The 24881-nt window shown below is 63.4% G+C and carries 28 protein-coding genes; 23 read left to right on the top strand and 5 right to left on the bottom strand.

Annotated elements, in window-relative coordinates:
* Window positions 1-37 precede the first annotated feature (37 nt).
* The 11 genes from fliD (at window position 38) to AC1RRC_RS06150 (ending at window position 9618) form a co-directional block, all read left to right on the top strand.
* A complete protein-coding gene (fliD, locus tag AC1RRC_RS06200; RefSeq protein WP_493054391.1) occupies window positions 38-1429 on the top strand; it encodes a flagellar filament capping protein FliD in 1392 nt (463 codons plus the stop codon).
* A gap of 41 nt (window positions 1430-1470) precedes the next feature.
* Window positions 1471-1857, top strand: coding sequence for a flagellar export chaperone FliS (fliS, locus tag AC1RRC_RS06195; protein WP_493054390.1), 387 nt, complete (start codon window positions 1471-1473; stop codon window positions 1855-1857).
* On the top strand, window positions 1850-2167 hold the full coding sequence (locus tag AC1RRC_RS06190) for a hypothetical protein (protein WP_493054389.1): 318 nt from the start codon (window positions 1850-1852) through the stop codon (window positions 2165-2167). Before fliS ends, AC1RRC_RS06190 begins: the two co-directional genes overlap by 8 nt.
* Window positions 2164-4803 carry a flagellar hook-length control protein FliK gene (locus tag AC1RRC_RS06185; RefSeq protein WP_493054388.1) on the top strand — a complete coding sequence of 880 codons (2640 nt, stop codon included), beginning with the start codon at window positions 2164-2166 and terminating at the stop codon, window positions 4801-4803. The genes AC1RRC_RS06190 and AC1RRC_RS06185 overlap by 4 nt, the downstream gene beginning before the upstream one ends.
* A gap of 7 nt (window positions 4804-4810) precedes the next feature.
* Window positions 4811-5284, top strand: coding sequence for a flagellar basal body-associated FliL family protein (locus tag AC1RRC_RS06180; protein ID WP_493054387.1), 474 nt, complete (start codon window positions 4811-4813; stop codon window positions 5282-5284).
* 24 nt (window positions 5285-5308) lie between these two features.
* Window positions 5309-6049: a FliA/WhiG family RNA polymerase sigma factor gene (locus AC1RRC_RS06175; RefSeq protein WP_493054704.1), complete on the top strand. Its 741-nt coding sequence runs from the start codon at window positions 5309-5311 to the stop codon at window positions 6047-6049.
* 57 nt (window positions 6050-6106) lie between these two features.
* Window positions 6107-7030 (top strand): flagellar motor stator protein MotA, encoded by a 924-nt coding sequence (gene motA / locus AC1RRC_RS06170; protein ID WP_493054386.1) that lies wholly within the window; start codon window positions 6107-6109, stop codon window positions 7028-7030.
* Window positions 7014-8012: a flagellar motor protein MotB gene (locus tag AC1RRC_RS06165; RefSeq protein ID WP_493054385.1), complete on the top strand. Its 999-nt coding sequence runs from the start codon at window positions 7014-7016 to the stop codon at window positions 8010-8012. Before motA ends, AC1RRC_RS06165 begins: the two co-directional genes overlap by 17 nt.
* Before the next feature lie 65 nt (window positions 8013-8077).
* The gene (locus AC1RRC_RS06160) at window positions 8078-8356 is read left to right on the top strand and encodes a flagellar biosynthesis anti-sigma factor FlgM (protein WP_493054384.1); all 279 of its coding nucleotides are present in this window, start codon (window positions 8078-8080) and stop codon (window positions 8354-8356) included.
* Window positions 8353-8796 (top strand): flagellar export chaperone FlgN, encoded by a 444-nt coding sequence (flgN, locus tag AC1RRC_RS06155; RefSeq protein ID WP_493054383.1) that lies wholly within the window; start codon window positions 8353-8355, stop codon window positions 8794-8796. The genes AC1RRC_RS06160 and flgN overlap by 4 nt, the downstream gene beginning before the upstream one ends.
* A 12-nt stretch (window positions 8797-8808) precedes the next feature.
* Window positions 8809-9618: a glycoside hydrolase family 73 protein gene (locus AC1RRC_RS06150; RefSeq protein ID WP_493054382.1), complete on the top strand. Its 810-nt coding sequence runs from the start codon at window positions 8809-8811 to the stop codon at window positions 9616-9618.
* Here the strand turns inward: AC1RRC_RS06150 and flgA are convergent.
* Window positions 9615-10268: a flagellar basal body P-ring formation chaperone FlgA gene (gene flgA, locus AC1RRC_RS06145; RefSeq protein WP_493054381.1), complete on the bottom strand. Its 654-nt coding sequence runs from the start codon at window positions 10266-10268 to the stop codon at window positions 9615-9617. The two genes, AC1RRC_RS06150 and flgA, sit on opposite strands and share 4 nt — an antisense overlap.
* Window positions 10269-10427: 159 nt before the next feature.
* Between flgA and flgB the strand changes: the two genes are divergently transcribed.
* The 12 genes from flgB (at window position 10428) to AC1RRC_RS06085 (ending at window position 20574) form a co-directional block, all read left to right on the top strand.
* Window positions 10428-10790 carry a flagellar basal body rod protein FlgB gene (gene flgB / locus AC1RRC_RS06140; RefSeq protein WP_493054380.1) on the top strand — a complete coding sequence of 121 codons (363 nt, stop codon included), beginning with the start codon at window positions 10428-10430 and terminating at the stop codon, window positions 10788-10790.
* Window positions 10791-10828: 38 nt separating this feature from the next.
* A complete protein-coding gene (gene flgC, locus AC1RRC_RS06135; protein WP_493054379.1) occupies window positions 10829-11245 on the top strand; it encodes a flagellar basal body rod protein FlgC in 417 nt (138 codons plus the stop codon).
* A 4-nt stretch (window positions 11246-11249) separates the two neighbouring features.
* On the top strand, window positions 11250-11927 hold the full coding sequence (locus tag AC1RRC_RS06130; RefSeq protein ID WP_493054378.1) for a flagellar hook capping FlgD N-terminal domain-containing protein: 678 nt from the start codon (window positions 11250-11252) through the stop codon (window positions 11925-11927).
* Between the two features lie 54 nt (window positions 11928-11981).
* Window positions 11982-13241 (top strand): flagellar hook protein FlgE, encoded by a 1260-nt coding sequence (locus tag AC1RRC_RS06125; protein WP_493054377.1) that lies wholly within the window; start codon window positions 11982-11984, stop codon window positions 13239-13241.
* Between the two features lie 13 nt (window positions 13242-13254).
* Window positions 13255-13983 (top strand): flagellar basal body rod protein FlgF, encoded by a 729-nt coding sequence (locus tag AC1RRC_RS06120; protein ID WP_493054376.1) that lies wholly within the window; start codon window positions 13255-13257, stop codon window positions 13981-13983.
* A gap of 16 nt (window positions 13984-13999) precedes the next feature.
* Window positions 14000-14791, top strand: coding sequence for a flagellar basal-body rod protein FlgG (gene flgG, locus AC1RRC_RS06115; RefSeq protein ID WP_493054375.1), 792 nt, complete (start codon window positions 14000-14002; stop codon window positions 14789-14791).
* Window positions 14791-15459 (top strand): flagellar basal body L-ring protein FlgH, encoded by a 669-nt coding sequence (flgH, locus tag AC1RRC_RS06110; RefSeq protein WP_493054374.1) that lies wholly within the window; start codon window positions 14791-14793, stop codon window positions 15457-15459. Before flgG ends, flgH begins: the two co-directional genes overlap by 1 nt.
* A 9-nt stretch (window positions 15460-15468) precedes the next feature.
* Window positions 15469-16584 (top strand): flagellar basal body P-ring protein FlgI, encoded by a 1116-nt coding sequence (locus tag AC1RRC_RS06105; RefSeq protein ID WP_493054373.1) that lies wholly within the window; start codon window positions 15469-15471, stop codon window positions 16582-16584.
* Window positions 16585-16648: 64 nt separating this feature from the next.
* Window positions 16649-17134 carry a rod-binding protein gene (locus AC1RRC_RS06100; protein ID WP_493054372.1) on the top strand — a complete coding sequence of 162 codons (486 nt, stop codon included), beginning with the start codon at window positions 16649-16651 and terminating at the stop codon, window positions 17132-17134.
* 94 nt (window positions 17135-17228) lie between these two features.
* Window positions 17229-18596, top strand: coding sequence for a flagellar hook-associated protein FlgK (gene flgK / locus AC1RRC_RS06095; protein ID WP_493054371.1), 1368 nt, complete (start codon window positions 17229-17231; stop codon window positions 18594-18596).
* 11 nt (window positions 18597-18607) lie between these two features.
* A complete protein-coding gene (gene flgL / locus AC1RRC_RS06090; protein WP_493054370.1) occupies window positions 18608-19522 on the top strand; it encodes a flagellar hook-associated protein FlgL in 915 nt (304 codons plus the stop codon).
* A 5-nt stretch (window positions 19523-19527) separates the two neighbouring features.
* The gene (locus tag AC1RRC_RS06085) at window positions 19528-20574 is read left to right on the top strand and encodes a hypothetical protein (RefSeq protein WP_493054369.1); all 1047 of its coding nucleotides are present in this window, start codon (window positions 19528-19530) and stop codon (window positions 20572-20574) included.
* A gap of 77 nt (window positions 20575-20651) precedes the next feature.
* On the opposite strand, the gene AC1RRC_RS06080 is transcribed toward AC1RRC_RS06085, so the two are convergent.
* The 4 genes from AC1RRC_RS06080 to AC1RRC_RS06065 all read right to left on the bottom strand — a co-directional run bounded on the left by AC1RRC_RS06080 (window position 20652) and on the right by AC1RRC_RS06065 (window position 24828).
* Window positions 20652-22826: a putative bifunctional diguanylate cyclase/phosphodiesterase gene (locus tag AC1RRC_RS06080; protein ID WP_493054368.1), complete on the bottom strand. Its 2175-nt coding sequence runs from the start codon at window positions 22824-22826 to the stop codon at window positions 20652-20654.
* 122 nt (window positions 22827-22948) lie between these two features.
* The gene (locus tag AC1RRC_RS06075) at window positions 22949-23569 is read right to left on the bottom strand and encodes an amino acid ABC transporter permease (RefSeq protein WP_493054703.1); all 621 of its coding nucleotides are present in this window, start codon (window positions 23567-23569) and stop codon (window positions 22949-22951) included.
* Window positions 23570-23620: 51 nt separating this feature from the next.
* Window positions 23621-24412 (bottom strand): transporter substrate-binding domain-containing protein, encoded by a 792-nt coding sequence (locus tag AC1RRC_RS06070; protein WP_493054367.1) that lies wholly within the window; start codon window positions 24410-24412, stop codon window positions 23621-23623.
* 14 nt (window positions 24413-24426) lie between these two features.
* Entirely contained in the window at window positions 24427-24828 is a 402-nt protein-coding gene (locus AC1RRC_RS06065; RefSeq protein ID WP_493054366.1) for a hypothetical protein, read from the bottom strand.
* Between the last annotated feature and the right edge of the window lie 53 nt (window positions 24829-24881).

Raw genomic sequence — 24881 nt, 5'->3', positions numbered from 1 at the left:
TAGGTACACTTCCAACACATACCCTCGGAGTACGAAAATGGCTACGACCAGCAGCACCACCTACGATCCGACATCGACCGCAACCAAACTGGCCACCGCCTACACGGCTGGTCGCCAGGCCATGATCACTGCCCAGTCCAACCGCGCGGCGGCGCAAGCCAAGGCGCTGACCACGCTGAGCTCGGCAATGAGTGAATTTTCGTCCGCCCTGTCTTCGTTCAGCTCACAGAAGAGCATGGTGGCGAATTCCGCCAAGTTCGATGCCAATGTCGGCACCGCAACGGCTGGCTCCACGGCAATTGCCGGTACTTATAACTTTTATGTCGAACGCCTGGCCACAGCCGGGCAGGTTTCCTATGGTGGTGTGACGGATACCGCGGCGGCCGGCAGCGGCAGCCTGAACGTGGTGTTGGCCGACGGCAGCAATTTCAACGTCAATCTCACCAATTCCGACAACAACCATGACGGCATGCTGACGGCGCAGGAAATCGCCTCCGCCATCAACCTGGCGGCCGACAACAATGCGCGCGTCACGGCGTCCACCCTGACCGTCAATGGCGAGCCTTCGCTGGTTTTGACCGCAGGCAATACCGGCGCCGACAATGCCGTCTCGCTGGACACGTCCAACATCACCAACGTCGATCTGAAAGCCATGCTGGACGATCCGGCCAAACAGCAAACGCTGGTGGCGGCCCAGGATGCGGTGGTCTGGATCGGTCCGCAAAATACCGGCACCCGCGTGCAGCAGGCATCGAACACCTTCACCCTGGTCGATGAAGTCAAAATGACCTTCACCCGCGCCCAGGCCGTCGGCGAAAGCCCGGCCACCTTGACCGTGGGACTGGACAAGTCGACCACCCACAGCAATGTGCAAGCCTTTGTCGATGCGTACAACAAGCTGTCGACCACGCTGGCCAACCTGACCGCGCCGGGCGACCCGTCGTCCGGCAAGGACCCGGCGATCTTTGCCCAGGATTCCGGCCTGATGGCGCTGCGCAGCCGCATGACGGCCACCCTGCGCCAGCTGGCCGGCGGCCAGAGCTTGCCGACGTTCGGCATCACCGGCCAGCGCGACGGCACGATTGCCCTCGACAGCGCGCGCCTGGACAAGGCCATTACCGCCAATCCGGCCGCGCTCGATTCGCTGTTTGGCAGCGCCACCATGAACAATGAATCGGGTGTGCTGGGCGACCTCGATGCGCTGACCAGCCAGTGGACCAACTCGGTCGACGGCCAGTTGAACCAGCGCAAGAGCAGCGTGCAAAAACAGCAGGCGTCGCTGGGCGACCGCCAGACGCAGCTGGACAACCAGTACAACACCGCGTACAAGCGCTACCTGACCCAATTTTCGCAATTGCAAGCCCTGCAGTCGCAAATGGCGCAGAACACCGGCCTGTTTGACGCCATGTTCAGCCAATCCGACAGCTGAAGTCAGTTAGCTTAGTTAGTTAGTCCTAAAGAGAGATTCACATGAGCCTGGAAGCCTATAGCAGTTACCACTCCACCAACCTCGATGCGCAGACTGCCCGCGCGTCGCCGGTGGAGCTGGTGCTGGTCCTGACCGACGGCCTGCTGGAAGAGCTGGCGCGGGCACGCGGCCACATCATCGGCAAGCGCTACGAGCTGAAAGCCACCAGCCTGAACAAGTGCACGGAAATCATCAATGGCCTGTCGAGTTCGCTCGATTATGACCAGGGCGGTGAAATCGTGGCAAACCTGGGCCGCCTGTATGACTATTGCGCAGCCCGGCTGTATCGGGCCGGTGTCGACATGGAGCCGGCCATTATCGATGAAGTAAGCGGTCTGCTCACCACCATCAAGCAAGGCTGGCTGGGAGTGCAGGCGAAGAATGGATAGGCAATCGACTTTGCTGCAACTGGGCCAAAAAATGAGCGCCGCAACCAACGCTTCCGACTGGAAAGCGCTTGCGGCGATCAATACATTAATGGCGTCGTCGCTGCCCGCGATGGCGGAACTGGGCCCATGGACCCCCGCCGAGCGCGCCGCGCTGGCGTCGCTGCGTGACTTGCACAACCAGGCCATTCTGCGCGCCCGCAGCGCCAGTAATGAACTGGCCAAGCACCTGGCGGAAATGCAGGCTAACAAGGAGGGCTGGCTGGCCTATGCCCTCAACAGCGAACCCGCTGCTACCGGAACCACCGCATGACTATGATTTCGACATCTGTGCCCGTCAACCCGGCAATCTCCGCCCTGCCCGGCCAGCCCTTGCTGGACCTGCTGCCAGGCGCCGCCGTGGTGGCGCCGGCCAGTGCCGCCGCTGTTCCTGATGCCGCAGCCCATGCCGCAGGCGCGCCCACCGGTGCGCCGCTGGCCTTTGCACAATTACTCGATATTGCCACGGCCGCGCTGCCCACTGGCGCACCGGGCGCCGCGTCCGGGCCGGACGGCGCATCCGCCGCGCCTGACGCGGCGCCCGATACGGCGCCCGATACGGCGCCCGATCTCGCGTCCGACGCCGCGTCGGGCCTTGCATCGCTGGCCGCCATGAACCTGTTGCCGGCCGGACTGGCCGCCTTCATTGCACCGGCCACGTCCGCGCCCGCACCGGCCGCCCCTGCCGGCACGCCGGGCACGGCCGCGCCACAGGCCGCCGATGCGGTCGGCGCCGTTGGCGCCGTTGGCAACGCCGCCCCGGCTGGCGGCGTGCGCGCAGCCGGACTCGACACCGCCGGCGCATCGCCGGCAGGCTATGGCTGGTCTGCGCCAGCCGCGGAACCCGCGCGCCCCGCCCAACCGGCTGCCGCCATGCCGGCAGCAACGGCCGCAGGCCAGCCGACATCGGCCGCGCCGTCCGGCGCCCCGCTGCCCGCCGCCCAATTCCAGACCCAGGCGCCGTCGTCCATGCCATCCGCCGCCGCGGGCACGGTCGTGCCAGGCAGCGTGGCGCCGTCGGCCATGCCACAGGGCGCCGCCGCAAGCGTTGCCGAGCCCACCGCCGCGACCGTGGCCCGCGCCGGTGGCCCGGCCACTTCCGCACCGGGCACGTCCGCACCGGGCACGTCCGCACCGGGCACCGCAGCGCCTGGCGCCGCCACAGCCGGCACGGCTGCGCCGGCCGCCGCCGCATCCCATGCCGATACCAGCAGTGCTGTTGCCTCCGGCGCCGCCGCGCCTGCGACAGCGGCACCGACGGCCGCCGCGTTGGCCGCAGGCACGTTCGCGCCGACCGCCGCGGCAACCGCCGCCACTGTGGCCATGGCTGCCCAGCGCAGCGCAGCCGCAGCACCCGGCACCGCCGCGCCGGCCGCCCTGACGCCGGCCACCGCACCCGGCGCCTCTGCGCCGACTACGCCGACTGCGCCACAACAGGCCGCCACCGCCGCCCCGTCCGCACGTCCAGCCATGGCGATGTCGTCGTCCAGCGCGCCGTCGGGCGCGCCATCCGCCGCACCGTCGGCGGCGCCGGCCGCTGCCGGCAATCTGGCGGCGCCCGCCACAGCGGCGCCGACCACAATGGCATGGAACAGCCAGGCGCCAGGCACGGCCGCGCCCGTCAACGGCGTACGCGCCACCGCCGCCCCGGCCAACATTGCCGGCGCTGCCAGCGCGATGACGGCGGCGCCATCGGCTGCTCCCGTCACCACCTTTGCCACCCTGGCCGGCACCCAAGCCAGCACGGCGGCGCCTACGGCGGCAGCGGTCCAGGCCTCGGCGCCTGGCACCGCCGCGCCATCGGCTGCCGCCAGCGCCGCCCCGGCGGCAGGCGCAACGCCAACCGCCGCCAACAGCGCTCCGAGCACCGCGCCAAGCGCCGCACCGTCCATGTACGCCAACGCCACCGCCGCACCGGTTGCCGCCCCCGCGTTCGTCCCTGGCATGGCAACACCGCAGCGCACTGCCACGGGTGGCACGACGGCGCCGGCCGCACAGCCGTCCCGCTCCGCTGCCGGCGCCGCGTCCGTGGCCCAGACCGCTGCAAATGCAACCGCGAATACAACCGCAACCTCAGCCACAAATTCGGCCCTGAATGCCGCTGCCACGGCCGCGCCCACCGCCGCCGCCCAGGCTGGCGCCACGGTTGGCCTCACCGGCGCGGACGATACGCCGGTCCCGGCGCCATCGGCCGAGACGGAAACCTGGCTGGCCGCCTCCCCTGCCGTACCGGAGCCGGTGCAGCAGGCCGCCGACCAGATGCTGGCGCGCCGGGACATGGCCACGCCGCGTGCGGAAACCACCTTCAGCAGCGCCGCCCTGGCGGCCGCCGCCGCGCCGGGCGCTGGCACGGCCGTGCTGGCCGCCAGCGGCGACAGCAACGCCACCCCGTCGTCCTTCACGTCGCTGCACCAGCTGAACCTGGGCGGCGCCATCGGCGCGGCCCAGCAGCAGGGCCAGCCTGCGAATGTACTGAAACTGTCCGGCGAGCCGGAACAATGGCAGCAACCGCTGCGCGCCGCACTGGGCGACCGCCTGCAACTGCAAATGCAGCGCGGCAGCGAACAAGCCGTCATCACGCTCGACCCGCCCAACATGGGCCGCGTGGAAATCGCCATCCGCCACACGCAGGGTTCGCTGCAAATTGCCATTACCGCCAACAATTCCGAAGTGCTGCGCCAGCTGAACACCATCAGCGACAGCGTGCGCCAGGACCTGGCGCAACGCAACTTCACCGATGTGACCGTGACGGTGGCGTCGGCGGCGCGCGGCGGCGCCGGCCAGAACCTGGCCGATGGCGGCGGCAATGCCCGCCAGCAGCAGGGCCGTGAACAGGAACAACGCAACCCGGGCCGCGCCCTGTCGGAAGGCGACACCGCGTCCTCTACTTTTGCCATGAATCGGGAGTGATGTATAGATGAATAAAAAACTGGTGATTGCAGTGGTGGCTGTGCTGCTGTTGGGCGGAGGTGTCGCCGGCGGCACGTGGTGGTACCTGAGCAAGAAGGCGCCCGCCGCGGAAAACGGTAAGGCCGAGGCCAAGCATGAAGAAGCGAAGCCCGCCAATACCGAGCCACCCAAGTACATCACCGTGGAAAAGGTGATCGTCATGCTGAGGCGCAGCGAGGGCGAAAGCGTGACGCACTACCTGTCGGCGGACCTGGTGATTGCCACCACCGCCAAGCAGGAAAAGGAATGCAAGGAACATTTGCCGTTGTTGCGCAGCGTGGCGGTCAAGGCCCTGTCCTCGTTGCCGATGGCGAAAGCGTCCACGATGTCGATCGACCAGTTCTCGGAAGAATTAAACAAGGCATTTGAAGAAACCTACGCCAGGGATAAGCGGGAAAAGCCGTTCAGCGAAGTGATGATCGGCAAACTGATTGTGGAATAAAGCCAAAACATGGGTGGGACAGGCATGGGCTATATAGAGCAATACCCTGACGCATATGCCGAAAGCTATGGCGACGCGGGCAGCGCGCAGGTCACGCACAGCGTGGCGGACGAGCAAAAGCACCTGCTGTCCTATGCGCCGCTGGTCAAGCGCATCGTACGCCAGCTCAATTCGCAGATTGCCGGCGCGATCGACCGCGACGACATGGAGCAGATCGGGCTGATGGGCTTGCTGGAAGCGCTGCGCCGCTATGGTGAGCCGGACGCGGCCTTTGGCAGCTATGCCAGCCTGCGCATCCGGGGCGCGATTCTCGATGAGTTGCGCCGCCAGGACTGGCGTCCGCGCGCGGTGCGCCAGCACAGCCATAAATTGCGCGACGCCGTGCGCGAACTGACGCGCAAGCTGGGCCACGAACCCGATGAGCGGGAGATTATTTCGCATTTAAAGCTCACGCCCGAGGCATACCAGGCATACCAGCTCGATGAAAGTGCGGAATTGCTGGCCAGTTTCGATGAAATATTGCAAGACACGCTGGGCAGCGGGGAAAGCACACCGAGCCCGGAAGAACAATTGATTGTGCGGCGCAGCCTGGCGCAAGCCCTGACCAGCCTGGACGAACGGGAACAGCGCGTGGTGCAAATGTATTACGAGTTTGAACTGAGCTACAAGGAAATCGCCGCCGTGCTGGATTTGACGGATGCACGCGTGTGCCAGCTGAATAAAGCGGCATTGAACAAGATGAAAGCGGTGCTGCAGAGTGCCTGATCCGCTGCGCTGGCGGATGCTGGAAAGTTAAGTTAATAAGCAGAAAGGCGTTCTACTATGCAAGTCTTTTTAGGCATCATGATCGTGCTGGGCAGTGTGTTTGGCGGCTTCTTCATGATGGGCGGCTCATTCCACCAGATCTGGCAACCGATTGAACTGATCGTGATTGCGGGCGCCGGCATTGGCGCCATCATCATCGGCAACCCGAAGCACGTCCTGGTCGAAATGGGTGTCCAGCTGAAAAAAGTGGTGGTGCGCAAGAAATACGACTCGGAATTCCAGCGCCAGTTGCTGTTGCTGATGTATGAACTGCTGCAACTGGCGGCCGGCGGCCTGAAAGCCCTCGATGCGCACGTCGAAGCGCCCAAGGACTCCCCGCTGTTCCAGCGCTATCCGCTGGTGCTGGAAGAGCCGAAATTGCTGGCCTTCATCGTCGACAACTTCCGCCTGATGGCGATGGGCAAGATCAATGCACACGAACTCGAAGGCGTGCTGGAGCAGGAGCTGGAAGCCATCCACGAAGAAATGAACCAGCCGGCCAAGTCGATCGGCAAGATCGGCGAAGCCATGCCGGGCTTCGGTATTCTGGCCGCCGTGCTGGGTATCGTGATTACCATGAGCACCGTGTCCGAGGGGGCGACGTCCGGTGAAATCGCCGAACACGTGGGCGCGGCCATGGTCGGTACCTTCATTGGTATTTTCCTGTGCTATGGCGTGCTGGACCCGATCGCCAACGTGATGAAGCAGCTGGTCAACCAGGAAGCGTCCAACAAGGAGTGCGTGAAAGTCGTGCTGGTGACCCACGTGGCCGGCAAGCCGCCACTGCTGGCGATCGACTCGGGCCGCCGCCTGGTGGCGCTGAACGTGAAACCAAGCTTCGCCCAACTGGAGCGCTGGATCAACGAGCTGGAAGGCCGCGACAGCGAACCGGACGCCGGTTCAGGCTCGCGCCGTGGAGGTGGCCGTGCAAAAGCCGCATGAGAAACATGAACAGACCATCGTCAAGCGCGGCGGCGGCAAGCACGCGCATGACGACCACGGCGGCGCCTGGAAAGTGGCGTTCGCCGATTTTTGCCTTGCACTGATGTGCTTGTTCCTCGTGCTGTGGCTGATGGCGGCGAGGAATACAGAATCCCTGCAACATATTTTGACGGAAGCCGACGGCAACAAGACCGACCAGGGTAAAGGCGTGATGCCGGAACAGGTGGGTGGCCCGCGCGGCAGCCTGATCGAACGCTTCCCGATGCCGCGCACCGGTAAAACCGATGCGCCGGGCACGGCGCTGGCCAGCGGCGCGGATTCGTCCGAAGTCCAGGACGCCCGGGTCAGCTATGAAACTCCGGGCGACTTGCAAAAATTGTCCAAAGCGCTGGCCAAGATGAGTACCGATGCCGGCCTGGCGCAAAACCTGGAATCCGTGATCACCCCATATGGGCTGCGCGTGATGCTGCACGATACCGACAAACAGGGCATGTTCGTGCGCGGCAGCGCGGTGCCGACCGACCGTTTCAATAACTTGCTCAAGCAAATGGGCCCGCTGTTCGAGCGCATGCAAAACCAGATGCTGGTGGTTGGCCACACCGATTCCACGCAATATGCCGACACCGGCTATTTCGCGTATTCCAACTGGACCCTGTCGTCCAACCGCGCGATGGCGGCCCGCTCCGTGCTGCTGTCCGGCGGCATGCGCAAGGACAGCGTGTTGCAAGTGGTGGGCATGGCCGACCGCGCGCCGATCGATACGCACAAGGCCGACGCCGGCGTGAACCGCCGCATTGAATTGCTGATCCTGACGCCGGAACAATCGAAGGCCGTCTCGAACATGTTTGGCATGCCGGGCAACAGCCACGGACTGGAGGGCGAAATCAGCACCGCCGTGCCGGATGCGAATGCTTTGCAGCAACTACGCAACAAGTTGGGACCGGAAGGCAAATACGGGACGGGCCGCAACAATGGAAATTGAACGAAACCACGCTCGCCGGCGTAAGGCGGGTTAAGATGAGCATCTCGAAGACAAGAGGTCAGCGTATGAGAATATCTTCCGGGATCGGTGACGCGTTTGCCGTCAACCGTACAGCAGACAGTGCCCCAGCGGACGGCCCGCAAGCGCCGGCCGCCTCCAGCAAACCTGCCGAACTGCAATCGGCCGTGTTGCAGCCGGCCATGGCCGCGCTGAAAGACATGCCGGAAATCGACCACGAGCGGGTCGCCATGCTGCGCGATGCGCTGGCCAAGGGCGAATTGCCGTTTGATCCGGACCGTCTGGCCGGCCTGGTGCAGCGTTTCCATTTAGGGACTGACAAGTGACTGCAGCCAGTGGTGTCGCGCCGACGCGGCAGGAAGCATTGCAATTGTTGCTGCAGGGCGTGGCGGCGGACCACCACGCTTACCAGGCGCTGCAAGCGTTGCTGGAGCAGCAATTTACCGCGGCGCTGCGCAGGCAAAGCCAGCGGCTCAACGAATTGGCTGAAGAAATCTCGGTTTTGGTCGATACCATGGAAGTGCGCCGCGCGGAACGGGTGGCGCTGGCTCAAGCCGTGGCGGGCCCTGATGCCCGCATGGCCGATGTCTATGCGCTGTTGAAGCCGGAAGCGCGCGTCAAGCTGGAGGCCGACTGGCTGGCGCTGGAAACCATGGCGAAAGAATGTAAACGCCTGGGCAAGCGCAATACCGATTTGATGGTTGAACAATATTCCATCATGCAGCGCGTGCTGCATGGCGATAACCAGATTTACGAACCTGTTTAATCCCGTTGCAACATGAGCCGTCCTGACTTCACCGCGTTCACCGCCGCCACCTTGCCCACCCGGGCCACGGCGGCAACCGCCAGCAATGTGCGGCCGACCGCGCCGACCGGCGGGGTTGGCGGTTCGTTTGCGGCCTCCATGGCGGCCATCAATGCGCCCTTCGCCAGCGGCGGCACGACCACCTTCAGCAAGGCGCAACGCGAAGTCGCCACGTTTATCCAGGATGCGGTGACGCCGGAACCCGGCGTGTTGCCGTCGCAAAGTTCGGCATCGATCGCCATGCGCGCCCGCGCGGCCGGCATGGCCGACAGTTCCGGGGCGATCCTGACCGCCACCCTGAACAACGCCAACACGGAATCGCAAAAAGAATTCCTGCAATCGATCATGCCGTGGGCCACGGAAGCCGCGCAAAAACTCGGCGTGGCGCCGGAACTGGTGGCGGCCCATGCGGCGCTGGAATCGGGCTGGGGCCAGCATCCGCTGGGCGCCAGCAATAACCTGTTCGGCATCAAGGCCGGCGGCCAGTGGCAAGGCGCGGTGACGTCCGCCGCCACCACCGAATATGCAATGGGCTTGCCGATGAAGAAAGTCGAAAAGTTCCGCAGCTATGCGGATACGGCCAGCGCGTTCCGTGATTATGCGAGTGTGCTGATGGATAATCCGCGCTACCGCGACGCCCTCAACACCGGGGCCGATGCGCGCGCCTTTGCGCAGGGCGTGGCGCGCGGCGGGTATGCGACCGACCCGTCGTATGCCGACAAGCTGATGAAGCTGGCAACCCAGTTGCAACGGCGCCAGCCGGTGCAAGCCACAGGGGATTAGCGCGTCATGGGCAGCTCGGCAGGTTCCACTGTTCCGCTGCCCGTCACCCGGGCCCGTATCACGGTCCCACTGAGGTTGCGCACGCGGATCAAACCGCCGCGCGCGCCCGCGTCGAGCGCCTCCCCCGCCATGCTGACTTCGATCTGTTCGCGCCGCGCCACGATGCGCACCGGATCGCCCCGTTTGATCACTTGCGCTTCAACCAACATGCTTTGCCGCAGCAATTCGCCATTGCGCAGCGAGCGCCGCGCCGACATGCCCAGCAAGGCCGCTTCATCGCCCACCGAGTCCGTGATCAAGGTGATATCGCGCCGTTCAAACGCCACATCGGCGCCCTGCACCGGCTTGCCCGCCGACACATCGGCCGCCATCACCGCGACCGTCGCGCTGACTTTTGCGCGCACGATGAAGTCATACTTCCAGCCATCCGTACCGGGGCATTCCGCGATCAAACGCATGCGCGTCGGCTGCCGCACATCCGCCGCTTCCACCGTGACTTTTCCCTTGCACGAAGGGATCACGCGGGTCACCACGGCGGCCACTTCGAACTTTGCGTCACGCCATCCAGCCGAATCTGCACTCCTTGATAAATGTTCTTTGGCAACCTGTTCCACCTGCGCCACAATCTGGTCTGAACTCGATATTGCCATGCAAAGATTTGGCATGCTGACCGACAATAAGAGCGCGAACCGGGGTACAATGGGTTTGTTGAACATGAGCAATAATACCTTTATTATTTGAGGGCGTTGCGCAGCACGCCGCGAAGCAATTGTACATGGGCGACAGCGAGTTAACAGGGGGAAGGCGCTATGGGAATTAATTTCAAGGACGCCATCGGCATGCATGCCGATGCACTTCACTTGCGTGCCGACCGCACGCGCATCCTGGCCACCAATATCGCGAATGAAAACACCCCGGGCTTCAAGGCCCAGGACATGGATTTCGGCGCCATGCTGGCCAACCACCAGGCCACCGAAAAAGGCGAACCCACATTTGAAGGCGACCAGGGCCGCATGTTCCGCGTGCCGTTCCACCCGACCCGTGACGGCAACACCGTCGAGATTGGCGTTGAGCAAGCGGCGTTTTCACAGAATTCCACGGAATTTGGCACCAGCCTCACCTTCATTAACATGAAGCTGAAGGGCCTGGCCAAGGCCATCAACGGTCAATAATCCAGACAACCGCAGACCCCACCGAAGAGGGCCGCATCATGAGCTTCAAAGACATTTCCCAAATCGCCGGTTCGGCCATGGCGGCACAGACCGTGCGCCTCAATACCGTTGCCAGTAACCTGGCCAACGCGGAGTCGGTTGCCGGCAGCGAAGGCCAGACTTACCGCGCGCGCAAACCCGTGTTCGCCACCATGATGCAGGAAGGCGCCGGCGAAGGCGCCGGTGGCCGCGTGCAAGTGGTCGATGTGGTGGAAAGCAATGAACCGCTGCGCCAGGTGTATGAACCCGGCAATCCGCTGGCCAACGCGGAAGGCATGGTGTTCTATCCGAACGTCAACCAGGTGGCGGAAATGACGGACATGATGTCGGCCGCGCGTGCGTTTGAAACCAATGTCGAAGTGCTGGGCCGCATCCGCGGCATGCAACAGTCGCTGCTGAAACTCGGCGAGGGCTAATCTTATGCAAACCAATCTGTTCACGAATTCGAATAGCAGCGCGGCCAACCAGAGTTCGGTTGGCACCAATCCGCTGGCGAGCGGCACTGAAACATCGCTGATGTTTACCAAGCTGCTGGTGGCGCAAATTCAAAACCAGGATCCGCTGTCGCCCAACGACCCGGCCGCGTTCGTATCGCAGCTGACGCAACTGTCGCAAACCGAAGCGCTGCAAAAACTGTCGAACCTGACCAGCACCAATGCCAGCGTCTTGCAAGGCATGCAGGCGCTGTCGCTGGGCGCGCAAGTGGGCTCCGACCTGACCGTGTCGGCCGAGACCGTCCAGCTGAGCGGCACGCCGGCACGCGGCAGCTTCACGCTGGGTTCGCCAAGCACCTCCACTACCCTGGTGCTGACCGGCGTCGATGGTGTGGAACATAAAGTCAGCCTGGGCATGCAAGCCGCGGGTAACGTGCCATTCGTGCTGGACCCCGCCACGCTCGGTCTGCCCTACGGCGACTACAAGATGCGCGTTGAAACCAGCACCAAAGAAAGTCCACCGATGGAACTGACAGGACGCCTCAACAGCGTCCGCCTCGGTTCCGGTGGCGCGGTGGTGTTGAACATCGCCGGAGTCGGTGAAGTTTCGCCGAGCGCCATTTCCGCCTTTAATGGCAAATCCACGGTTGCCAGCACTAACTGAGCCAACTTAGCACATCACCTCGCTACTTCTGTTCTGAACTGAAAGGAATCCATCATGGGCTTCGATATCGCAATGTCTGGCATCCAGGCTATTAACGAACAACTGGGTACCATCTCCAACAACATCGCCAACGCCGGCACGATCGGCTTCAAGTCCAGCCGCGCCAACTTCGCCTCGCAATATGCGGGCGACCAGGCATCGGGCACCAAGATCGGTTCCATTTCGCAAAGTATCGCCACCATCGGCAGCACCACGCAAACCGGCCGCGGCATGGATGCCGCCATCAACGGCCGCGGTTTCTTCGTGGTCAAGGATGGCCTGGGCGCGCCGCAATATACCCGCGTCGGCATCTTTGATTCGGACGCCAACGGTTTCCTGGTCGACCAGAGCGGCCGCCGCGTGCAGGGCTTCGCGCAAGAACCCGGCTCCACCGTCCTGGGCCCGCTGGGCGACCTGACCGTCCCTGCCGGCCAGATCCCCGCCGTGGTTTCGACCAAGCTGTCGTACACCTCCAACTTCTCGGCCGACTGGAAAGCGCCAAACGCGGACGGCGCCCACGCGTTCGTGCCGCCGGACGTGTTGACCGACCCGAACAACCCGGTGATTCCCGACCCGACCACGTACAACATGTCGCGCGTGTCGGTGATCTACGATTCGCGCGGTAACCAGCACAGCCTGACCCAGTACTTCGTGCGCAACGAAACCAACCCGAACCAAGTCGACATCTATTACGCGGTCGACGGCCAGGATTCCGCGCTGGGCGCGCAGTCGATCATGTTCGACACCAAGGGCGTGATCGTGCCGACCACCGTCGGCCAGCCGGAAACCCGCACCCTGACCTACACCATCACCCCGGACAACGGCGCCGATCCGCTGAGCGTGGTCATCGACTACACCGGCAGCACGCTGTTCGCCGGCGAAGCCGCGACTTCCGTCAACAAGGCCGATGGTTATGGCGCCGGCAATTTCACCGGCACGGAAATCGACAAGGATGGTTCGCTGATCGCCAAGTACTCGAATGGCCAGCGCCAGACCGTGGGCAAGATCGCCCTGGCGACCTTCCCTTCCGAAACGTCGCTGACGCCGATTTCCGATACCAGCTGGTCCGCCAACCTGGCGTCCGGCACGCCGCTGTACACCACGCCGGGCGTGGGCATGGCCGGTTCGCTGACCACGTCGGCACTGGAACAGTCGAACGTCGACGTCACCACCGAACTGGTGGGCCTGATGACGGCGCAGCGCAACTACCAGGCCAACTCCAAAGTGTTGCAGACGGAAAGCACCGTGCTGCAGTCGCTGATGCAAGCCATGTAAGCTCCGGTAGATCATGGACGCATTGATTTATACCGCCCTGACGGGCGCCGAACTGGCGCTCCGCGGGCAACAGGTGCACGCCAATAACCTGGCGAACATCGACACGGCCGGTTTCCGCGCCACCATGGCGCTGGCCACCACCCAGGCCATGCCTGGTTATGGCTATGACGACCGGCATGGCGCGAAAATGCAGGCCGACTCGATCAACACCAAGGCGGGCGTCCTGAAAAGCACCGGGCGCGACCTGGACGTGGCGATCGGCGGCAGCGGCTACTTTGCGGTGCAGACCGCGAATGGCGGCGAAGCCTACACCCGCGCCGGCAGCATCACGCTCGACGCCGACGGGACCATGACGGTCAACGGCATGCAGTTGCTCGGTGGCGGCGGCCCGATCCGTTTGCCGCCCCATTCGCGGGTGGAATTCGGCACCGACGGCACGATTTCCATCCAGCCGCCGGGCGGCGCCAACATGACCGTGGTCGACAAGCTCAAGCTGGTCAATGCGGAAGGGTCGGAACTGACCAAGAACGCTTCCGGCCTGCTGGTGGCGCGCAATGGCCAGCCTTTGCAGGTCGATCCCAACGTGCAGGTGCGCGGCGGGTTCCTGGAAGGCAGCAACGTGTCGGCCGTGGAGGAAATGGTCGCCGTGATGAGTTTGAACCGCACGTTCGACGTGCAAATGAAAATGTTCCAGGCCAGCGACAAGATGACCGAGGCCGGCAACCGCCTGGTTGGCGGTTAAACGACAGGAGTAAACCATGAATCCCGCAATGTGGATCAGCAAGACCGGTATCCAGGCACAGGACGCCAAACTGCAAGCGATCGCCAACAACCTGGCCAACGCCAACACGGTCGGCTTCAAGCGCGACCGCGTCTCGTTCCAGGACTTGCACTATTCGATCGAACAGCAGCCCGGCGCACAGCGCGCGGACAACAACACGCTGTCGCCCTCGGGCGTGCAGCTGGGTAACGGCACGCAAGTCGCCGGCACCCATAAAATCTTTACCAACGGCACCATCCAGAACACCACCAATGCGCTCGACGTGGCCATCAGCGGCCAGGGCTTCCTGCAAGTGCGCCGTCCGAACGGTGAAGCCGCTTACACGCGCTCCGGCCAGTTGCAGCTCGACGCCAACGGCATCCTGGTCAACGCTTCCGGCTTGCCGCTGGTGCCGCAGATCACGATTCCCGCCAACGCCATCGCCGTGACGATCGCGGAAAACGGCACGGTGTCGGCCACCACGTCCGGCTCGCCAACTCCGACCGTGGTGGGCCAGCTGACCCTGACCTCGTTCATCAACCCGGCCGGTTTGCAGGCGCTGGGCGACAACCTGTTCGCGGAAACCGCCTCGTCCGGCACGCCGACCGAGGGCGCTCCGGGTACCGACCAGTACGGCAAGCTGAAACAAGGCGCACTGGAAGGCTCGAACGTGCAGGTGGTGGAAGAAATGGTCGACATGATCGCCACCCAGCGCGCGTATGAAATGAATACCAAAGTCTTGTCGGCAGCGGAAAATATGCTGCAATACCTGGCCCAGGCAGCACGATAATGAAAGCCTTGTTGTCCGCGGCGGTCGCGATTGCGCTGACCGGCTGCGCCGCAGTACAGCCGCCCCCCGTGCGGCCTGGCCCGTTCGACGAGGCGCCCGCCATGGGGCGCTCGCCGCAACCGGTCCACCGTGGCACTTCGGGCGGCGTGTTTTCGCCGGATTCCGGCGTGTCACTGTATTCCGACAGCCGCGCCTTCCGCGTCGGCGATGTCGTCACCGTGTTACTGGAAGAAACCACCAACGCGTCGAAATCGGCCGGCACCAGCTTCAGCAAGGATTCCGGCGTCAATATCGCCGCGCCCAGCCTGCTCGGTAAAACCTTCCCGAAAGCCGCGATTGATTTGAACGCGGGCCGTACGTTTGAAGGCGACGCCACCAGCACCCAGCAAAATGCGCTGTCCGGCGCCATCACGGTGGTGGTGCAGGAAGTCATGCCGAACGGCTTGCTGCGCCTGGCCGGCGAAAAATTGCTGACCCTGAACCAGGGCGAGGAATTCATCCGTCTGCGCGGCTATGTGCGCGCCGCCGACATTGACGCCGACAACAAGGTGTCTTCGCTGCGCATCGCCAATGCACGCATTGCGTATTCCGGATCGGGCACCCTGGCCGATTCCAACTCACCCGGCTGGCTGGTCCGCTTCTTTACCGGCCCCCTGATGCCGTTCTAAGGTGATGCCATGAAACATCGTTTGCTCTCCGCCCTTGCCTTCGCCGCCACGGCGGCGTTCACTGCCGCCGCGCCGGTGCAGGCCGCGCAAACCCTGCGCAACCTCATCACGGTCGAAGGCGTGCGGGAAAATCCGCTGGTCGGCTATGGCATGGTAGTCGGCCTGGCCGGTTCGGGCGACACCACGCAAGTCAAGTTCGCCAGCCAGTCCGTGATCAACATGCTGAAACAATTCGGCGTGAAAATGCCGGACGGCACCGATGCGAAAAGCAAGAACGTGGCGGCGGTGATGGTCTCGGCGGTGTTCCCGCCAGGCTACCGCCGTGGCCAGGCCATCGATATCACGGTGTCGTCGCTGGGCGACGCGAAAAGTTTAAGGGGCGGCACCCTGCTGCTGACGCCGCTGAAAGCCGCCGACAATGAAACCTATGCGCTGGCCCAGGGCAATGTGGTGGTGGGCGGGTTTGCCGCCGGCGGCAAGAGCGGTTCGTCGGTGACGGTGAATACGCCAACCGCGGGCCGGATCCCGAATGGCGCCATGATTGAACGGGAAATCGCCACCGATTTCGCCACCAAACCGTCGGTGCGCCTGGCGCTGCGCCACCCGCACTTCCAGACCGCGACCAATATCGTGGAATCCATCAACCGCCAGTTCGGCCAGATTGCCACCACCTCCGATGGCAGCAGCATCGAAGTCGCGGCGCCGGAAAATCCAACCCAGCGCGTGGCCTTCATGGCCAAGCTGCAAGCCCTGCCAATCGAAGTGGGCGATGAAACGCCGAAAGTCGTCTTCAATTCCCGCACCGGCACGGTGGTCATCGCGGAAGGCTTGCGGGTGCGCCCCGCGGCCGTCACGCACGGCTCGCTGAAAGTCACGATCGAAGAAAGCACCAAGGTCAGCCAGCCCAATGCACTGTCGCAGGGCGGCACCACGCAAGCGTCGGCGCAGTCGCAAGTCAGCGTCGACCAGAATGCCGCGCAAACCTTCAAATGGCCGGGCGGCGCCCGCCTGCAAACCATTATCGACACCATCAACAGCCTGGGCGCCACGCCCGACGACATCATGGCGATCCTGCAGGCGCTGGACCAGGCCGGGGCCATTGAAGGCGAACTGGTGGTGATTTAAACATTGCCGCTGCAGGGCGGCTTCGCTGGCGCGAAACCGCCCTGCGGATTTTAGGATAACTATTATGGATAACCGACTCGCTCCCGTCATGCCCCGGCAACTGGACATGGGCAAGCAGGAAGGATTGGCGCCCGTCCGGGACGCGGCTGGCCAGGCTGCGGAAACGCTGGCGGCGACCGACACCGTCGATCCGACTTATCGCGCCAAGGCCACCGAAGCGGCCGTCAAATTCGAATCGTTTTTCATTTCGCACATGCTGCACCAGATGCGCAATTCCGGCCGGGCGCTGCAGGAAGACGACAGCGGCCACCGCGATAAAACCAACGATGACATGCTGGACATGGCCGACAACCTGGTGGCCGATCAGATGGCGGGCCGGCGCGCGTTCGGCGTTGCCGACGCCATCTTGCGCCAACTGCTGCCGGCCGCCGCGCCGCCCGCGACGCCGGAGGGCGCCGCCCTGCCGCTCCACCCTACCGCCGCCCCCATGCCACTTTCCGAAGGGCAACGTAAAGTGTTGCCGGACATAAAATCTTCACCATCGATTTAATGCCCGGCCGCCGGTGGTCGCCTATATCAGATAACCGGCCGGACTCCATGCACATAGCAGGCAATCCCGGCCACTACCTGGAAAGACTTGCTACATGAGCATTATCAACAACGCATTGTCTGGAGCCCTCGCCGCGCAAACCGCGCTGACGACGACCAGCCAGAATATTGCCAACTTGCAAACCAAGGGTTACACGCGCCAGGGCGTGAACCTTGCTTCGGTCGCTCCCGGCATCACCAGCAAGCAGCCCGGCATGGGTGTGGAAGTCACCGGCCTGACCCGTTTTTCCGATTCGTACAAGAGCCAGCAACTGTGGCGCGCCGCGTCCGACCAGGGCCAGTACAGCCAGAACCAGCCGTATCTGTCGCAGCTGGAGCGCGTCATGGGCGATGACCAGTCCAGCATCAGCGCCGGCGTCGATCAATTCTTCAAAGCATTGAATGCAGCCGGCGTCGATCCGACGTCGACACCGCTGCGCCAGCAAGTCGTGACAGCGGCCAACGCCATGTCGCAACACTTCAACAGTATTTACAACGTGATGGCCAACCAGCGGCTGTCGATCGACCAGCAGCGCCAGGCGCTGATTCCGAACATCAACGCCGACATCGATGCGATTGCCCGCCTGAACCAGACCGTGATCGGCGCCGAAGCGCTGGGCACCAACGTGTCGGCGCTGGTCGACGAGCGCGACCAGGCGATTGACCGCCTGGCGTCGAAACTGTCGATCGAAGTCATTGACCAGCCGGACGGTTCGCGCAGCGTGTCGCTGCGTACCGGCCAGCCCCTGGTGATCGGCCCGCAAGGTTCCGTCATGTCGTTCCGCCAGACCGCCAGCGGTTCGATCCTGAACCTGTCGTTCAACAATAATTCGTTCGACCTGGACGACAGCGCGATGGGTGGCCAGATGGGTGGCCTGTCGTCGTACCGCAATAAATTCCTGGCCCCGCTGCAGCAATCGATCGTCGACATGGCGGACCAGTTGTCGGCCAAGGTCAATACGCAATTGCTGGCCGGTACCGATGTCAACGGCAACCCCGGCATTGCGCTGTTCAATTTCAATGCCGCCAGCACCACCGGCATGCTGCAAATCGACCCGGCCTTCGAAGCCAGCCAGCTGGCGTTTTCCGCCGACGGCACGCCGGGCGACAGCGCCAACCTGCAAAGCCTGATCGGCATCCGCACCCAGACCATCACCCTGACGTCGATCGGCTCGGTGCTGGTGGGCGACGCCGATACGCAAATGGTTGGCAAGCTGGGCATCGACAGCCAGCAAAACCAGGCCTTGCTGAAAACCGCCGATACCATCCGGCAGCAAGCGGAAGACGACTGGAAGTCGACCTCGGGCGTGAACCAGGACGAGGAAGCGGTCAACCTGATGGAATTCCAGAAAATGTACCAGGCGAACATGAAAGCAATCGCCGTGGCCAATGAACTGTTTGACTCGACCCTGGCGATGTTCTAAGGAGCCACAGCATGCGTATCGCCACCTCACAGTTCCAGGCCTCGATGAACCGCTCGCTGGCGGTCAACCAGGACAAGATCAGCAAACTGACCGAACAAATGGCGTCCGGCGCCGCCGTCATGGTGCCGTCCGACGATCCGCTGACCAACGTGCGGATTTCGCGCCTGAACCGCGAAGAAGCGCAGGTCGGCCAGTACCGCGCGAATATCGACGCGGTGAAAATCCGGCTGCAAAAGAATGAAACGTTCCTGACCAGTACCGTCGGCGACATCAACCAGGTGCGCGACTTGCTGGTGTGGGCGCTCGATGGCGGCTCCGTCACGCCGGACGACTTGCAGTCGATGAAACAAACCATGATTTCGCTGCGCGACTCGATGCTGTACAGCGCCAATGTGCGCGACGCCGAAGGCCGCTTCGTGTTTTCCGGCACCCTGACCTCAACCGATGCGATCACATTCGATGAAAATGCAGCGGCCGGGTCGCGCTACACCTATACTGGCAATGATGGCAAGCAGGAAGTCGTGGTCGGCAACGGGATTTCGCAAACCGCCAACGTCAATGTCAAGGGCCTGGAAACGTTCCTGAACCAGATCGACGCCAGCCTGGAAGGCTTGGCAACGCCCGGCATCTCGTCCAACGACCCGACCATGCGCGCCACCCTGCAGGCGAACCTGGTGGGCGCGGACGATGCGCTGAACCTGGTGTCCACGAAAATCGCGGACCTGGGCGGTGCGCAAAACATCATGTCGACCCTGGCGGACAATCACTCGAATGTCAGCCTGTCGAACCAGATGGCGCTGACCGACCTCGGTAAACTCGACTACGGTGTCGCCGCAACGGATTTAAATGGCTACAATATTGCTTTGCAATCCACTTACAAGGCCTATGCCAAAGTAAGCAACCTGTCTCTCTTTAACGTACTGTAACTCGCATGCAAATCGCTCAGCGCACCAGTTCCAGCGGAATTGCCGCCCCTTCGGGCAGCAAGACCAGCTCTGCCGGCAAGGTCGATTCGACCGGCTCGGCAGCGCAGTCCGCTGCGCCAGAGCAGGTCGGCGCCACCAGCGCCCCCGCTCCGGTGGCCCGGCGCGGCCTGAGCAATTGGGACCAGCCGCTGCAGCGGGATATTTCAGGTGCACAGCAAGCCGTCGATTTCCTGGAACAAAGCGCCGCACAGCTGCGAGCACTGAAGGCGGAACTGTCCGCCAAGCTGGCCAGCCGCCAGGGCCGAGACGGCCAGGTGGAAGCCCGCGTCCGCCAGTTCAGCGATACCTGGCGCAACCGCCAGGAAGCGTCCGGCGGCACCCTGGACAGCCAGCTCAGCTACAGCAGCAATGAATCGCAGCAGCGCTTCAAAGTGCGAGGCATGACCATGGGTAACCTGCGTCACGGCGCCCGCGAAACGCTGGCCATTGCAGTGGGCAACGGGGCACAGGGTTTGCGGTCGGTCCAGCTGGAACCGGGCTTGTCGGATGATGAAATCATCGCGCGCTTCAACCAGGCGCTGGCGCCGGTCAACATCAGTGTGTCGCTGGCGGACAATGGCGACCTGGAATTTATCACCCCGGAATCGAACTGGGCCAACGTCCGCGATACCATGGCGATCCAGGGCGGCGGTATCCGCTACCCGACCGGCCAATTGAACCGGGTACGGACCGAACCGGAAGCCCCCGTCATCATGCCGGAACAGTGGCACACCAATGACGCGGAAATGATCCGCCAGACACTGCACCAAGTGATCCAGGCGCTGGCCCACGTGGAAGCCGCGCTGTCCAAAGTCAACCTGGCCCTGGCCGATGCCTCGCAGCGCGCCACGTCGGCCATGCCGGAAGTCAGTGCGGCCGGGATGGACCAGGCGGCGCAGAATTTTGTCACGACGGCCAACGAACCCAGCTATTCTTCGCTGCTGAGCCTGACGTCGGCGCTGACCGGCATTAACCGGGAGCGCGTGATGGCGCTGCTGGGTTTGCGGATGTGATTATACCGCAGGTTATTGCCGCATGGAAATACAAACGGGCCGCTGGCCCGTTTTTTATTGTCCAGGCCAACGCCGGGTCATGGCAAGCGCGGCAAGCCATTCCTCGCCATGCCGGCAAACTTGTTGGCCTGTACCGCATGGGCAAACACATAGCCCTGCGCATAGTCGCAGCCGGCCGCCACCAGCAGCGCCTGCTGCGCCGGGGTTTCCACCCCTTCCGCCACGACCTTCAGCCCCAGCTTGTGCGCCATGACGATCAGCGCTTCGCACAGCGCCAGGTCGCCGGAATCCCCCACCATGTCCTGCACCAGTGAGCGGTCGATCTTGATGAAATCAATATCGAATTTGCGCAAGTGCGCCATCGAGCCGTAACCGGTGCCGAAATCATCGAGCGCCACTTGCAAGCCCATGGCGCGGTAGTGGCGCAAGCGTTCCAGCACTTCCGCCGCATCGTCGAGCAACACGTTTTCCGTCACATCAATCACGATCGAGCGCGGCAACAGTCCGAGTTTTTCCACGTGGTCGAGCCAGTCCGCCGCACCGGCGCCACGGAATTGCGCCGGCGACTGGTTGATGCTGACCTGGAATGGCCGCCCCAGTTCCAGCTGCCACTGCCGCACCTGCTCCGCCGCGCGCCGGAAAACCCAGTCGCCGATGTCGACGATCAGGCCGGACGATTCCGCATAGGGCATGAAGTCATGCGGATGCAGCAAACCGCGCTCCGGATGGCGCCACCGCAGCAGCGCTTCGGCCCGCTCGATCATGCCGGTGTTTAAGTTGACGATCGGCTGGTAATACAGCTCGAACTGGCCATCGGCCAACGCATGGCGCAAATCCGCCGACAGGCGCTGGCGGCGCTGCGCGGCTTGCTGCAAGTCCGGCGTGAAATAGTGATAGCGGTTGCGGCCGGCATTCTTGGCCGCATACATGGCCTGGTCGGCGTGACGCAACAGTTCGGATGCGTCCGAGGCATCGGACGGGAACAGGGCAATTCCGACCGAGGCCGACACGCAGCCATCGCCGCCCTCGAGCCGGAATGGCTGGCGCAGCGACGTGATGATGTTGTGCGCCACGCGGTCCACGGACGACGCGTGGTCCAGCCCGGCCACGATGGCGACGAATTCATCGCCGCCCAGCCGCGCCAGCGTATCGGAGGCGCGGATGCACGCGGTGATGCGGGCCGACGATTCAACCAGCAGCGCATCGCCCTGCTCATGGCCAAAGGTGTCGTTGACCAGTTTGAAGCCATCAAGGTCGATGAACAGCAGCGCCAGCAATAGCCCTTCGCGGCGCGCTTTCTTCATTTCCTGCGCCAGCCGGTCATGGAACATGTGGCGGTTCGGCAGTGCCGTCAACTGGTCGAAATTCGCTTGCTGCCAGATCAGTTCGGCCGACTGGCGCGACGCGGTAATGTCGGTCACGAGCGCCAGCGCCCCCATATAGGCGCCGGCATGGTCGAAAATCGGGTTGGTGGCCAGGGTGGTCCACAATTCCTGGCCATCCTTGCGCACGAACTTGAATTCGTGGCGCTCCGCGATGCCTTGCTGGCGGCGCGCGATATTGCGTTCGAGGATGGCGCGGCCCTCGTCATCCATGAACGCCACCAGCGGCTGGTCCAGGATTTCTTCGATGCTATACCCCAGCATGGCCGCCATGCGCGGATTGACGAACGAAGTGCGCGCTTGCGCATCGATTTCCCAGATGCCCTCTTCCGCGCTGTGTACGATGCGGCGAAAGCGTTCTTCGCTTTTTTCCAGCGCGGCCAGCTTGCCCTCGGCCAGCTCCACCACGACCCGGATCGCCTGGCCGCTGCCGTCGGCGCTGGCGCGCAGCGAGGCGGCAAACCCCTGTTCGCCGGGGCGTCCGTGGGTCAATTGCAAATCACAGCGCTGCGGCGCGCTGGTGTTGGCGGCGTCGCGGATAAAGTTGTCAAAATCCGACAGAAAGCGGGGGGCGATGAATTGGCGGAACGGCACCTGGGCCGTGCTGTTGCGCTTCAGGCCCAGCAGATCCGCACCCACGATATTCATTTGCAGGATGGTGGAGTCGAACGCCAGCACGAAATAGCCGACCGGCGCCAGCAAGTATATGTCGTTGAAATAGGCCTGGTCCTGCTCGTAGCGGGCGCGCTCCGGGGTCAGTGCCAGGTCTTCGAAGGAGCCGGCATCGCTGACCGATAACGTGCTACCGCCCAGCACCGGCCGCAGCAGGTCGGGGGACAGTAACACCGATGCATGCAGTTCCTTGTCCATGCCACCGCCCTTATTGTGGAGTGCCGCTGGAGTGCCGGTAGATCGCGCGCTATCTTTAAATCTAGACTAGCATGCCCCTCCTGGTGTGTCGAGTGTACGAACACAACAGCGCCCCAACGGACTCAGCGCGTGTGTGGCTGGTTCAGGCGGCGCTCGGCATAACGCTGCAAGGCTTCGAACGCCAGGCTCATGACCCAATAAATCGCGGCGGCAGCCAGGTACAGCGGCAGCGGCTGGAACGTGGTGGCAATGACTTCCTTGGTGGTCAACATCAATTCCGCCATCGTGATGACCGACACCAGCGAGGTATCCTTGATCAGGCTGATCAAGCTGTTGCTCATGGCCGGTACCGCCACCCGCAGCGCCTGCGGCATCACCACGTGCACCAGCGTGTCGCGGTAACCGAGGCCCAGCGAATAACTGGCCCACCACTGCCCGCGCGCCACCGAGGTTATCGCGCCGCGCAAACTCTCGGACAGGTACGCGCCCGCATTCAGGCTCAACGCCAGGATCCCGGCCGTGACCGGGGTGAATTCAATGCCGATGCCGGGCAGGCCGTAATAAATCACGAACAGCTGCACCAGCAGCGGCGTGCCCCGCATCAGGCTGACATACAGGGCGGCGGGCCAGGACAGGACGCGCCACGGCAAGATGCGCAACACCGCGACGGGAAAACCGATCGCCAGGCCGCCCACCATGGCCGCCACGGCAAACACCAGCGTATTGCCGGCGCCGGCAAGCATGACCGGCGCCGCGTCCCGCAACAGGCCGGCCCACTGCGTCACCCACTCCATTTACGGGGCCCGGCTCACATCCGTACCGAACCATTTGACAGCCACCGCTTTCAGGCTGCCGTCCGCCGCCGCCTCGGCCAGCGCCTGGTTCAGCGCCGCCTTGAATGCCGGATTGCCCTTCTTAAAGGGGATGCCGCAGCGTTCGCCCGCGCCCACCCGGGCGCCGGCGCGGATCGGCAAATCCGAGGTCTTCAACAGGTAGGCCGTCATCAGGCTGTCATTGAGCGCCGCATCGATCCGGCCCACCGACAGGTCGCGCAGGTTTTCCGGCGCCGCCGGATAACTGCGCACATCGATTCCGCCCGCCGCCTTGGCTTGCTGCTCAAACACGCTGCCCTGCCCCACCCCGAGTTTCTTGCCTTTCAAGTCGGCCAGCGAGGCATAGGCGGTCTTGTCGTCGCGGCGCTGGATCAGTTGGGGCGAGGAATAGGTATACGGCGTGGAAAAATCAAACACCATTTCCCGCTTCGGCTGGATCGTCACTTGCGACACGATCACGTCGTATTTGCCGCTGACCAGTCCCGCCAGGATACTGGCCCACTCGGTCGTGACAAATTCCGGCTTCAAGCCGAGTTTGGCCGCCACCAGTTTCGCCACATCGACGTCATAGCCCTGCAACTCGCCGGTCTTCGCATCCTTGTAGTTAAAGGGCGGATAGGTGCCTTCCATGGCGATTTTCAGGGTGCCGCGCGCCTTGACGGTGGCCAGCAAATCCGCGGCATGAACCTGGGATACGGTGGCCAGCAGCAGCGCGGCGGCCAGTTTGACGGTGGTGCGGCGGGACAGTGCCATGGAGATCCTTATCGTTAGTAGCGGGTGCGCTGCCCGCGGCCGAAATTGTGGCCCACCACCAGGATCGAGGTGGCGATCAGGCCGGACAAACCCATAATCAATTGCACCAGCTTATCGTCCGGCAAGATCCAGATCGATCCTTTCGGCGGCTCGACCTGGCCCACCGCCGCGACCAGCGGCGACACCCATTCGGCATCGTCCGTCACATCGAGCAGGATGGCGCCTTCCTGCGTGGTCTGCAGGTACACGTCGCCCCCTTCGGCCAGGGTAAAACAGACGCCGTAGCCGGTTTCATGGGGTGCAATCAATTCCTGCAGGGCGAGGTTGTGTTCGGCAATCCACAATTCAACATCAGCCGGGGTTTCCAGCGCCGTCCATGGCACGGGACGGAAGCGGGGACGATCAGTTTGCTGCATAGACTCTTATCAAAACGGTGAATAGTGCAGTGTAAACCAATCGCCGATGGGAA

The sequence above is a fragment of the Pseudoduganella sp. GW821-FHT12E03 genome, assembly GCF_058807115.1.
The sequence above is the reverse complement of the archived record's forward strand: the minus strand, read 5'-3'. Positions and strand labels throughout refer to the sequence as shown.